11 protein-coding genes and 1 riboswitch are annotated in these 12,973 nt (G+C 27.6%); of the genes, 1 reads left to right on the forward strand and 10 read right to left on the reverse strand.

The window, feature by feature from the left end; all coding sequences use genetic code 4:
• Positions 1-92: 92 nt before the first annotated feature.
• The 6 genes from SCHRY_RS04825 to SCHRY_RS04850 form a co-directional block, all read right to left on the reverse strand.
• Positions 93-1,097, reverse strand: a complete 1,005-nt coding sequence (locus SCHRY_RS04825; RefSeq protein WP_016339337.1) for an NAD(P)-dependent oxidoreductase — start codon at positions 1,095-1,097, stop codon at positions 93-95.
• A gap of 9 nt (positions 1,098-1,106) precedes the next feature.
• A complete protein-coding gene (locus tag SCHRY_RS04830) occupies positions 1,107-2,318 on the reverse strand; it encodes an AEC family transporter (RefSeq protein ID WP_016339338.1) in 1,212 nt (403 codons plus the stop codon).
• 139 nt (positions 2,319-2,457) lie between these two features.
• Complete coding sequence (rplA, locus tag SCHRY_RS04835; RefSeq protein ID WP_016339339.1) at positions 2,458-3,144, reverse strand: 50S ribosomal protein L1; 687 nt, start codon at positions 3,142-3,144, stop codon at positions 2,458-2,460.
• On the reverse strand, positions 3,144-3,581 hold the full coding sequence (gene rplK / locus SCHRY_RS04840; RefSeq protein ID WP_016339340.1) for a 50S ribosomal protein L11: 438 nt from the start codon (positions 3,579-3,581) through the stop codon (positions 3,144-3,146). The genes rplA and rplK overlap by 1 nt, the downstream gene beginning before the upstream one ends.
• A gap of 553 nt (positions 3,582-4,134) precedes the next feature.
• Complete coding sequence (locus SCHRY_RS04845; protein ID WP_041611916.1) at positions 4,135-6,624, reverse strand: pilus assembly protein N-terminal domain-containing protein; 2,490 nt, start codon at positions 6,622-6,624, stop codon at positions 4,135-4,137.
• Positions 6,625-7,160: 536 nt separating this feature from the next.
• Entirely contained in the window at positions 7,161-7,949 is a 789-nt protein-coding gene (locus tag SCHRY_RS04850) for a TMEM164 family acyltransferase (RefSeq protein ID WP_016339342.1), read from the reverse strand.
• A gap of 692 nt (positions 7,950-8,641) precedes the next feature.
• On the opposite strand from SCHRY_RS04850, the gene SCHRY_RS04855 reads away from it, so the two are divergent.
• Positions 8,642-9,763, forward strand: coding sequence for a hypothetical protein (locus SCHRY_RS04855; RefSeq protein ID WP_016339344.1), 1,122 nt, complete (start codon positions 8,642-8,644; stop codon positions 9,761-9,763).
• A 1-nt stretch (position 9,764) separates the two neighbouring features.
• Here SCHRY_RS04855 and SCHRY_RS04860 read toward each other — a convergent pair whose 3' ends face one another.
• From SCHRY_RS04860 to SCHRY_RS04875, 4 genes are all read right to left on the reverse strand, one after another.
• A complete protein-coding gene (locus SCHRY_RS04860) occupies positions 9,765-10,271 on the reverse strand; it encodes a methylated-DNA--[protein]-cysteine S-methyltransferase (RefSeq protein WP_016339345.1) in 507 nt (168 codons plus the stop codon).
• Between the two features lie 103 nt (positions 10,272-10,374).
• Positions 10,375-10,740 carry a hypothetical protein gene (locus tag SCHRY_RS04865; RefSeq protein WP_016339346.1) on the reverse strand — a complete coding sequence of 122 codons (366 nt, stop codon included), beginning with the start codon at positions 10,738-10,740 and terminating at the stop codon, positions 10,375-10,377.
• 53 nt (positions 10,741-10,793) lie between these two features.
• On the reverse strand, positions 10,794-11,783 hold the full coding sequence (locus tag SCHRY_RS04870; protein WP_016339347.1) for a hypothetical protein: 990 nt from the start codon (positions 11,781-11,783) through the stop codon (positions 10,794-10,796).
• A gap of 55 nt (positions 11,784-11,838) precedes the next feature.
• Entirely contained in the window at positions 11,839-12,633 is a 795-nt protein-coding gene (locus SCHRY_RS04875; RefSeq protein WP_016339348.1) for a hypothetical protein, read from the reverse strand.
• Between the two features lie 152 nt (positions 12,634-12,785).
• Positions 12,786-12,946: riboswitch (cobalamin riboswitch) on the reverse strand.
• Positions 12,947-12,973 lie beyond the last annotated feature (27 nt).

Below are 12,973 nucleotides of genomic sequence, written 5' to 3' on the forward strand. Positions count from 1 at the left end.
TCAGGTACAGCGTTATTAATTAAAATTTCTTTTTAATTAATAATTATTAAATAAAAAAGACATATTAAATGTCTTTTATTAATTAAAATTTTTTATATTTTATTTTTACATTCTTGCCCACTAAGAATAACTTTTAAATTTTCATAAGTAATTTCAATCATATTTTTAACTGCCTCATCAGTATAAGAACCAATGTGCGGAGTAATAATTACTCGGGGATATAATTCTAATAATTTATTAGTAATCGCATCCGAAGTTGGTTGACCCTTAAAGTCTTTGAAGAAAACTGCTCCTTCATTTTCTAAAACATCTAGCCCCACTCCTTTTAAATACCCACTCTTAACCGCTTCATAAACTGCTTCTAAATCAGCTAATGGGCCGCGAGCAGCATTAATTAAAACTGACCCTGGTTTCATTCTTGCTAAAAATTCCTTATTAACTAAATGATGATTTTGTTCTTTAATATAAGGACAATGTAATGAAATCAAATCACTTTCTTTAATTAAAGTATCTAAATCAACATAAGTTAAGATTTTTTTAGCCTGATCACTTTGATAAACATCATATCCTAAGACTTTAGCACCCATTCCAGCTCATGCTTTGGCAGCTTCTAAGCCAATGCGCCCTGTACCAATAATTCCAATTGTTGAATTACGGATTTCTTTAGCAAACATAAAGTCATCAACTTTAAAATTAGTATGATGTTGACGATCAGCCATATAAAATAAGTTTCGTAATAAAGCATTCCCCATTGCGACAGCTAATTCACTAACCGCATTTGGTGAATACCCTGGTACATAAGCCATTTTAAAGCCTAATTCATGGGCTTTGTCTAAATCAATGTGGTTATAACCAACTGTTCTTGTTAATAAGTATTTAATGCCATATTCTTGCATTTTTAACAAGTTTTCCGCTTCACAATCACAATTAGCACGGACCATGACCGCATCATGGCCCTTCGCTGTAACAATATTATCTTTTGTTAAATATTCTTCTAATAATGTTAATTCATAACCATAGTTTTTATTAAGTTCTTCAAATAATGGGCGTTCAGTTTTACGAACCCCATAACATACCATTTTAATCTTATTACTCATCCGAACCTCCTAGTATGTAAATAAGCTTGTTGCCCCAATTGCTGTTGTTACAATTACTCAAATTGGTAACACAATAATTGAGAACAAGGTTGCTGTTAATGTTAAATTACTTGTTAATAGTGGTTGTTTTTTATAGTTAATTGAATAAGCCACGATAACCGAAGCTGGTGGAGCTGCTAACATAATAACAATTACTGATAGACCAATTGTATCCAAATGTCATGCTCCTGTTGTTTTTCCAATAGCGGCAAAAACAATTGTTAATAATAACCCAACTGCTGGGGCAAAAATAACTTTCATCATTGTCCCATATCATACTTTTTTATCAGCCATTGCTTCTTTAAAGTTTCCTTTTGCTAATGTAATCCCAATTGCTAATCATGCTAATGGGGTACAAATTCCTTCTAAGGTTTTTGTTACTTTAAATAATGGTGGGAAAGTATTGTCCAATCGTAATGGTGAAAACAATTTTCCTGAGCCAATAGTTGTTTGATCTGGGACAACTTTAATTCCAGGAATTAATTGCGTTACTCAGAATGTAAAGCCAATTAATGTTGCAATTAAAATTGGGTTTAAAAAGATTTGTTTTAAATTCGTTACAACAGCTTTTTTCTTTGCTGCTTTAATTTCACCAACTGTTTGTTGCGCCATAGCACTGTTTTGCCCAACATCAACAATTGTTGACTTAACTGTTTGGGCTTCTGTTGCAACTAAAGTTGCAACTGGTTTACTCATTACAATAAATCCTAATGAATATAGGAAAACACGGTACGGAATATTGAAAATATTGGCTGGTACCGATGATTCTTTCCCAAATAAAGCTGTTACAATTGGAATTCCAAAAAATGTTGTTGATGCGAAAACTGTACACATTGTTAAGGCATCACGAACATCTTTTTCGTATTTAATGTAAAAATACTTTGTTATAATCCCTAATATTATATAAAATAAAAATCCAACTAATAAAATAGCTAATTGGGTTTTAACTTCCCCAACTGAAGTATCACTCATAAATCCATTAAATGCTAAGGCTGGTAGTCCCACGACCATTACCACTTTAATTAATACTGCTTCTCAGTCTTTCTTAAAAGTTCCCCGTTTTGTTAAAAATCAACCTAAAAAAATAACAAACATGGTCGCTAAGATTGCGCTTCAAAAAGCTCAGTCTTTCAAGGTTGTCACAACTGCTTCGCCCACATTTGCTTGTAGATATCACTGCATATCTTGTCTCCTTTTCTTAACACTTTTAATAAATTTGGTACGTATTAGGTACTTAAATATATTATATGCCCGAATTTGATTAAAACTTGGATAAAAAATAAAAAATTACTAAAAGATTTTAGTAATTTTGTATACAGAATTATAATTCAATTAAAACTTTGATTCCTGGCCCCATTGTTGTTGAAACAGCAATATTTTTAATATATGCTCCTTTAACAGCAGCTGGTTTAGCACGACGAATTGTGTCAAAAATAACATCATAGTTAGCTTTTAAAGCATCTGTTGCAAATGATGTTTTTCCTACAATTGCGTGAATATTCCCGTTTTTATCAACACGGTATTCAACTTTCCCTTTTTTAACATCTTCAATTGCTTTCTTAACATCTGGTGTTACTGTTCCAGTTTTAGGGTTTGGCATTAAACCTTTTGGTCCTAAAATTTTCCCAATTTTTCCTAATTCAGCCATGATATCTGGGGTTGCGATAATAACATCAAAATCAAATCAGTTTTCTTTTTGAATTTTTTCAATTAAGTCTTTCCCCCCAACAAAGTCTGCCCCAGCTTCTTTTGCATCAGCTTCTTTTGTATTAGTTAAGACTAAAATTTTTTGAGTTTTTCCTGTTCCTTTTGGTAAAACAACAGCTCCTCTAATTTGTTGGTCAGCATGACGAGGATCAACATTTAAGTTAAAAGCGACTTCAACTGTTGCGTCAAATTTAGTTGTTGAAGTTTTTTTAGCAAGTTCTAAAGCTTCTAAAATTGGATAAGGCTTATTAGCTTCCACTAATTTTATTGCTTGGTTATATTTTTTTCCAAATTTAGCCATTATGCTTTCTTCCCTTCATTTGAAGGCATTCCTTCAACGACAATTCCCATATTACGAGCAGTTCCCGCAATAATTTTCATTGCTGCTTCAACATCATTAGCATTTAAATCAACTAATTTATATTCCGCAATTTTACGCACATCATCAGCCGTAATCGTTGCCACTTTTTGTTCTTTCGCTTTTGGTGATCCTTTTTGAATTTTAGCCGCTTTTTTTAATAAAATTGCTGCTGGAGTTGTTTTCAACTCAAATTTAAATGACTTGTCGTCAAATGCTGTAATAACAACGGGAACAACATCTCCCATTCGGTCTTTTGTTGCATCATTGAATTGAGTACAGAATTGAGGCATATTAATTCCCAATGAAGCCAATTCTGGCCCTGGTTTTGCCTGTCCTGCATTAAACTCTAATTTTGCAATTCTTGTAATTTTTGCCACGAGCAATTCCTCCTTGTTTGCATTCTCGCTGTGGTCCTAACGCAAATAAATAATTTGCTACCACATTTAAGCACATTTTGTTCAGTAAAAATACTTATTTAAAATAAGTGCCTATATAAATATAACAAGAAATCAGAAGAAATGCAAATGAAATTTAAAATAGGATGGAATAAATTATGTGGTTGTTGAGGCATATTTTTGAATGCTTATATTATTAAAATAAGTATTCAGAAGATGAATAGTCTTTTTTACTTACATTTATTAAACCATCCTTAACAAAAAATACAATGCCAAAAATGCTAATTTTATAAATTAGCTAATAATTTTATTAAAGGTTTAAATTAATATTTTAATTTTTAATATTTAATGTATTTAAACTGCCTTGACAAATGCACTGTTCCTTGATTTTAAAATTGGCACATAATCTTACTTTGCGATATACTCTTCATTAATAATGTAAGTGTTTTTATTCAAATATTTTGGAAAAAGTAATTCTTTCTATTTTTAATTTCATCATTATAGTAATTTATAATAATTTCAATAGGATATCTTATTAATAAATATTCTTTGTTTTAATTATAGTTATATTTATTTCAATTGGTAAGGCATTGTCAGCATTAACAATAATTTTGAATGTTCCAGGCTTATAACCAATAATTACTATTCTATCTTCTTCTAAAATAGCTGAGCCTATTTTTTGCTCAGTTGAGTGGACTCAAACATTTACTAAATCATCAAAATTAATTATATTAATAATTTCTATATTGTTTACATATGCAGTCAGATTATAATAATCAACTTTAATTTTTGTATTTGATTTTGTTACAGTAACTGCAATATTAACAGAATTAGCATTATCAGCTGTCACAGTAATAATTACTATACCTAAACTTTTTCCATTTATATTAACTTTATTATTAGCAAGATGTGCTATTGCAATTTCTTCATTGTTTGATCATACATGAGGATTTATTAAATCATCAAAATTAAGAATAGAAACACTAGTTGGTTTAGTTGTTGTTAAAATAGCTGAAGTTGAACTTAATTGAATATTAATTTTTGGAATTGAATTAACAATAATAGTCAATGAAGTAGTTTTACCATTATCAGCTTTAACTTTTACAACTGTTGTTCCTTCTGCTAAACCAGTAATATTAATATTATTATCAATTAATCTAGCATTTACAATTGAAGAATCGTCAATTAATAATTGGATATTTTCCAATTCATTAAAATTAATGATTTCAACATTAGTGTTTGAATTAACTTCAATTGTTGTTGAATTAGTTAATAAATTAATATCTATTTTTTCTTTTGGATTAACAGTAACATCAATAGTTGCAATAAAAGCATCATTAGCACCTACTAATACAGAGGTTGTTCCAACAGTTAAACCTTTAATTATAATTGTGTCATCTTCTAAACTAATATCTGCTATTAAATTATTTTGAGCAACTAATTTAATTTCTGATAAATCAGCAAAGTTAGTAATTACAATATTAGCACTTGCTGTTTCTGTAATTGTTATTTCAGTACGCTCCAAATTAATAGTTTTAAATTGTTTTTGGTTAACAATTACATTTAAAATATTACTTATCCCATTAGAAGCAGTTATTGTGATAGTAGTTTCTCCATAAGAAATACCAGTAACTAAAATATTACTTCCTTCCAATGTGACACTAGCAATTGATGAATTAAAAACTGCGACTTGAGGATTTACTAAATCAATAAAATTAAGAATTTGAACATTAGTGCTTGAATCTACATCAACTATTGCTGATGATGCTGATAAATCAATATTTATTTTAGCGCGTGGTTCTACTGTTACTGCAATTTGATTATCATAAGCATTATCAGCAGTTACTATTATATTAGTTGTTCCTTGTGCTATACCAATAATATTAATAACATTATCAACTAATTCAGCATTAGCAATCAAAGAATTGTCAGTAGATACTTCAACATTTTCTAAATCAATAAAATTAATTATATTAACATTTACTATATTGCTTGTTTGGACACTAGCATTTTGAGAATCTAAATTAATATTAATTTTAGATTTTGGAATAACTCTTACTGTAACAACTTTAATAAAGCCATTATCAGCTCTAATTAATAATGATGTTGAACCAACATTAATAGCTTTAACAATAACTGCATTATCAAAAATAGAATAATTGATAATATTTATATCTTCTACTCATACTTTAACATTAGTTAAACTAATAAAATTAGTAATTTTTACATCAGTACTTTTTCCTACCTCAACTATAATTGAATCAGAACTGGTATTAATTCCCCCTCGTAATTGTTGTACTACCTTAGTAGCAATTGAAGTAGTATTACCATTATCAGCTGTAACAGTAATTATTGTTGATCCTTGTAAATCTCCAATAATGATTATATCATCATTAAAAAGTGCTACCCTAGCAATTAAACTATTGTCTGATGATACTTGAATATTTTTTAAATCACTATAATTTAAAATATTAACTACTGAAATTGTATTAATACGAACCACACTTGAATTTGCATTTAAAATAATATTCTCTTTAATATCAGGATTAGGATTCACTGATACAGTTACTAATGAATGATAACCATTATCAGCTACAATATTTATTATTGTTGTTCCTACTTTTTTGCCAAAAATATTAATAGTTCCATTTTTGTAACTTGAATCAACAATAGTATAATCTTTTGGACTAACTCTAATGTTTACAAACTGACTATAGTTTGTAATTAAAACATTTTGTTCAAATCCTTCTTTCATTGAAACTGCACTCTTATCTAAAATAATTTGTTTTTTTATTAATTCATGGACTTTAACGCTAACTTCTACCATTTGTTTATTATCAGCTACAATATTAATAGTTGTTTCACCAACTTTAATACCTGTTATTAATATTTTATTATTTTCTAAAAATACTGATATTAATGATTCATCTCAATTTACTATTTTAACATTTTTTAAATCATTAAAATTTTTAATAGTAACTTCATCTGTTTGTTTCTCAAGAAGTTCAACTCTTGTTGAGTCCAATATAATTTCTTCTTTTTTTGAGTTTATTGCTAAAGAAAATATAATAAATATAGTAACAATAGATAATAATGTAGTCATGAACAATAAAGTTAATAACTTTAACATACCGTTGTTATAATGCATAGCTTTAGTGAGAAATATTTTAAATAAATATTTCCTTTCCTTTCTAATATAATTAAATTATTAATAAAAAATGCTTTTTATAAGTTATTATTAAATTATTTATTAGATCTTTTTAGTATAAAGTTTTAGTTTTCTAGTTAATATTCTAATATATTTCTATGGATTAATTATATCATAGAAAAATTTTTTATTAAATGAGAAGAATTTTAGGATGGAATAAATTATAAGGTTATTAAGAGCTATTTTTAAATGATTATTTTCATATTATAAGCATTTAAAAAATCAATAATCTTATTTACCTATAAATAGAATAATTAACTTTCTTAATATCACAATAATATTGCCAAACAACGGATAAATTATTACATTGTTTATTAATTATTTAAATAATAAATTCAACCTATCTTTTTACTTTAATGTAAAACTTTATTTGATGGCTTTTTTCTTTTTTTAATTTTTGCTCAAGCAACATTTGATCATGTTGGATGTAAAAACTGGTTTTGTTGTAAATCATAGATTGGTTTAAAAAACCACAGTGGTAAAACCCCAATCAGAATGACAACCGGACCAATTACAAAAAAGAAAACGGCGCTAATAGCTGGTCGTGACCATTCTTTCATATGTCATCCTTCTGGAAATAAACATGTCATATATCAATAGGTATCTAAAATATATTCAGTTCCAAAATAGTTATTAAATAATTCAGCACATAAGTAGATAATAATTAAAATAATCACTGACCTTGAAACAGTCCGATGGTCAAATTTATAATTAGTAATACCATACCAATAAACATATAAATAACCATAAGTAATCAACCCATGACCAAAATAATATTCATAATATCAAAAACTACTTGGATAATAATTTAATGGTACCGCTAAGGCAAATAATGGCCCGGTAATTGCTAAAGGACCAAAACACTCTAAGAAAATTTTTTTTGGATAAATTAATAAAATTATTAAGGCAAAACTTGTAATAGTACAAACTTGCAAATAAAAATAGGAAATAATATTATTAAACCCTTTTTCCATTGCATAACTAATAAAATGTGAAACTTGGACAATAATAATTAATATTAAAATAATTCCTCTCAAATAAAGCTTTTTGGTTGTTTTAGCATAAAATTTTGGGAACATATTTAAAGATAAACAAGCAAAAACAATTAGAACAATAGCAATTAATCAATAAAAAGTTGTCATTATTTTTTAGTCTTTTGTTTTTTGTGGCTTTCTTCTTTTTACATAAAATTTCTTTTGTTCTAAAAATGGTTCCAATTGTTTTAACATCATTTTAACTGCTCCCTTATAAATTAATAATTTTTGATATTTTTAATAATTTAATAAAACTGTTATCCAAGGTAATTATAGTATATAAAAAAAATAATTTACAATTGAATTTTATTTTTATCTTTAAAAATTTAATTAATTTGATTTGTTTTGGCAATTTTTATTATTATTTTTTAACTGGAAGATCAATTAATTTAGCATAATACAGTTGAATAAATGTTACTATAGCCCCCAAAACTATAACACTACTTGTCTCTAAGGTAAATAAGACTAAAATTTGTAACCAAAAATAATAAATAGTGTACGGAGTAATTGAATATTACTTGATCTTGTTAACGGTTTTACGATATTTTTAACAACAAAATTATCATTTAAAATTTTGTTCCTCATCAGTTTTGCATTCATTATTGCTCCATTTAATAAATATTTTTTTATTTAATTATAAACTATAAAAAGTGTTACAAAGAAAAAATATAAAATTGAATAACAAAAATATTTTTGTTAGAATTAGGATAGAAAATTATGACTGCTAGAAAAGGTTATCCTGAAATGACCCTAAACTTTTAATTCTCATAGAACATTAAAAATTTTGGAGGAAAAGAACAATGTCAAAAATTAATAACAAGTATTTTAAGATTACGCTTAGCATTGCAATTATAGCTTCAACCTTTTTAATATATGATTTCTTTCTTGCTGTTTTTGACCCAATGCCAAAATTTTCGCACTTACATTATGGTCTAAGAATTCTGACATACTATTCTTTTTTTACAATTCAAACTAATTATTTTGTCACAATCTTTTTTTACATTGTCGCTATTAAAATGCATAAAAAGAATCAATATCCACAATTCCCATTATTATTAGCAATCACAACCTATATTACAATTACAATGATTGTTTTTTGAGGGGGGATTGCTTCAAAAGGAAATGAACTTAATCAATATGATGTTTGGCATTGAATAGGAACAGTTGTTTTACATTTAATTATTCCAATCACAATGATTACATTTTTTTGTCTTACTAGTGGCGAAACCTATTATTTTTGAGAAGATCATGCAAAAAAAAATCTATGGTTAATTTTAATTTATATGTTTTTCTTCCTAATAACAACTCTAATTAAAGGAATTATTCTTCACCATTTTCAATATGATAGTGACATTATTTTTCCCTATTTTTTCTTAGATATCTATTCTAAGATTTGATTTTTTTTATTAACATTAGCCTTATTAGCAATATTAACAATTACCATTGGAATGCAATACTTCTATATTTGAATTAATAACAAAGTATATTTAAAAAACCATAAAAATAAAAATGTCCACGAATGAATTCCACCAAATAATATTCGCTTAATATCAAAATTTGATCGTAAAATTAAAGTAGGAATCAGATTATCTCTTAGTTGTAATATTATAATCTTCATTATCAATCTTGTTTTGATTCTATTTTGAGCATTGTTAGCCATTGGTGAGGATATTGCAACCGGAGAGTCAATGTGATATGGTGCAGTTTCTCTTGCTGCCATATCTTTTATTATTTTAATAATTCTAATCCCAGCAGTTATATATACTAAAAAAGGTTCTCTGCAAGCAAAAAATTTAATTGCAATCCTAATGATTATTTTAACAATTTTTAGTTGGTTCACTGTAATTGGACCAATTCTAGGAATTATTAGTATTGTAAAAATTCTAAAAGGAACAGAAACATCAGAATTAGTACCCCACTAAATTAATTATTTTTTTCAAATTCTAACAACCAGTTTTTCAAACCTAAGCCAGCACGAAAACCAGTTAATTTCTTATTTTTTCCAATTACACGATGGCAAGGAACAAAAATCAAAAGAGGGTTAGTCCCAATCGCATGGCCAACAGCACGAGTTGCTTGTGGACGATTAATAGTTTTTGCAACTGCTTGATAATATTGTGTTTGCCCATATGGAATTGTTAACAAACTTTTTCAAACTGCTTTTTGAAATCCTGTTCCAATTAAATCTAATGGTAAAGTAAATGACTGACGTTGATGATTAAAATATTCTTCAAATTGTTGGATATATGGTGCTACTTTGCTTTCATTTTCGATTAAAACAATTTCCTGGCCTTTCACCTTATTCACATAATTAATTAATTCTTGTTCCGTTTGACCAACAAAAGTCAATCCTTGTTCCGAACATGCTAATATTCAAGGCTCAGTATTAATTGTTATTTTTTGATAATATCATGATACTACTGGTTGCATTGTTATCCCACCTTTATAATATAATTAAATACATTGTATCAAAATAAAAAAATAGATGATCTTTATAATCATCTATTTTTTTATTTTAATTTTTATTAATTTTTTATTTACGAATTAAAACTCAACCAAGAGCTCCAATTCCAATTAGTAAATTAGGAACTGCTCCCAAATATGTTCATACTGATTTATAATCGGCATTAACAAAAAAACCAATTAAAAAGATTATCGCTAAGCCAGTAATAACTGATCCTCAAATAAATGATCAAATGCCCGGTTTAACTGAAAATGGAATTAAAATATATAAAATCCCTAAAATTAATAATAACGGTCAAATTAATGACACTTTGTCATTTCCCCATCCGTAAATTGATAATGATACCGCAACCCCGGCAGCTGATAAAATTCCAATTAAGATAATTCAAGTAGCACCAATTAGCATCAATATTTTTGGTCAAGTAAGTGTTTTCATTATTTTTTCTCCTTTAATATTTAATTATACCGCAAAGCCAATCAGAGCACAATTTATTTTAAACTAGTACTATTTTGGTAACCTTTGGCATTAAACGAATAAAAATCCCGTTCTTGCAAATATTGATTAAATTCTGTAGAAGCAAAAGTTTTTGAACGATAAGGAATTAATTGACTTGAAGTATAAGCTTTCTCACCCTTAGCATCTAAAATTGAAAAATAATATCCCCAGTGTGGTGAATCATATTCTACAATGTTAAAGTTATTATCAATTCAATGCTCCTTAAAATTAAGCGTTAAGGCAAAAACATGCTCTTCTGGGGTGATTTGTAATTTAATTGAATCTTCTGTAATTAAACTAAGCGGAACATTCATTCCAACAGTTAGGGGGTTACTTGTGTTACTTCAAACCCCATAAATATCTTGCTGAGTCTTTGTTGTTAAAAGCTTGTCTCATTTATTAGAATTCCACCAAACAAATTGTTCACCATCTGAACCCGGTTGAATTGGATGACCATCACTAATTGTTCCATGGTTCTTAAATTCTGCTTGAAATTTATCATTTAACTGTTTCATATTTTTACTATTTTTAATATCTGCTCATTTTTGATTAGGAAAAACTGAACGGCCATTAACTCATGTATTTTGAGTTAAAAAGGACTCAGAACCATAATAGTTTTCATTCTCTTGCAAAATAATTGGTTCTAAAATATGCGTTGTTAATTCTAAATTAGCAGAATCACTAAATTTTAAATATTTAGCCGCTTCTGATAACGTTGTTGCTTGTTCTAAATATAAATACAGATAATGATTATCCTCTAGATCAACCCAATTAGTTTGTTGATACGGATTTGTGACTGATGGTAATAAATAACCATTATAACCAACCCCAATTCCATTTGTGACTGATGTTTTTAAATTCCCTAATCATTGTGGAATCGGAACTTGATCATTAACTGTTTTTTTAGTCTGACATGCCACCAATAATAATGATGGACTGACAGTAATCGTTGTACTTAACATTAATAATAAAAGTTTTTTCATTCTTTTCCTCCTTCTAATTTTAAAGATTATTATTTATTGTAATTTTCTTGTCTGATTATTTATCCTGGTAACTATTTTGTCAGAAAATAATTGTTGTGAAAACTAAGATTCAGGCAAAAATAATAATTGTTGGTAACCAAATATTATGTAATTGCGAAAAATAAGTTAAGTTCGGATATAAATTTGAATCCAAGATTCAGCTCGGAACATTTCAAAAGAAACTACTATTCATTAAATTAGCTAAAAAAGTTGTCGGGAAAAAATAACCTAAAAAATTTAAACTTTGATCACTACGAATAACTCCTAACGGAAATAACATTCCCGTTAAAAAAGCCAAGATTAAAAAGACACTAATTGCTAATACTAAAATTATTTTTAAATCACGATGAAAATAGCCAATCATGATTCCAATTAAACCACTAACACTACTTGCTAAAATAATTGTTCACCCTAATGTTATCCAATTAATTCATGACAAATGGATTGCTTGATAATAACTGGATATTGCTACTAACATTAATCAAAACCCCGCTGTTATACTTACACAAAAATTAATAAATAATAACGTAATAATTAAGTGTCCTGTTGAAGCCCGTAGCAAATGTAATTGCCGAGCAAAGGTTGTTTGTTTAAACTCAAAAAAAGCAATTGGTAAATCAACCAACCCATTAATAACAACCGCTAAAAGGATACTACCTGGCAATGCTAAAAAACTAGCATTACTATTAAACATATTTGTAACACGCGTACTAATAAAATATAAGGCAACTGGTAAAACAAACGATAATAGATAAGTGTGCCACGAAGTAAATCAATATTTACAAAGAACACGGAGTAATGGTAATTTCATTTTAAGTCCCTTCTAAAATATCATATTTTTATGAGCGACCAATTTAATAACCTAACAAAGAAAAAAGCATTTAATTAAAATGCTTTATATAACTTTATATCATTAAATTATTCAAAAAATAATTACATGACTCACACCCAGGAGTTATATAATAGGCTAATTATTATTAGAGAGGTCTTCTGGCTTAACATCACTTTACTTACCCCCTTCCCAAAATTACTTTCAGTGGCTAATGGCTTTCATCCGTATTACAGTTGCTGGGACAGCATAAGAATTTCACTTATTTCCCTGGTTCTAACATAACTATTTTTATTAAATTGTCTTATTTATCATATCATAC

The organism is Spiroplasma chrysopicola DF-1 (genome assembly GCF_000400935.1).
In the GTDB taxonomy this organism is placed as follows: Bacteria; Bacillota_I; Bacilli_A; order Mycoplasmatales; family Mycoplasmataceae; genus Spiroplasma; species Spiroplasma chrysopicola.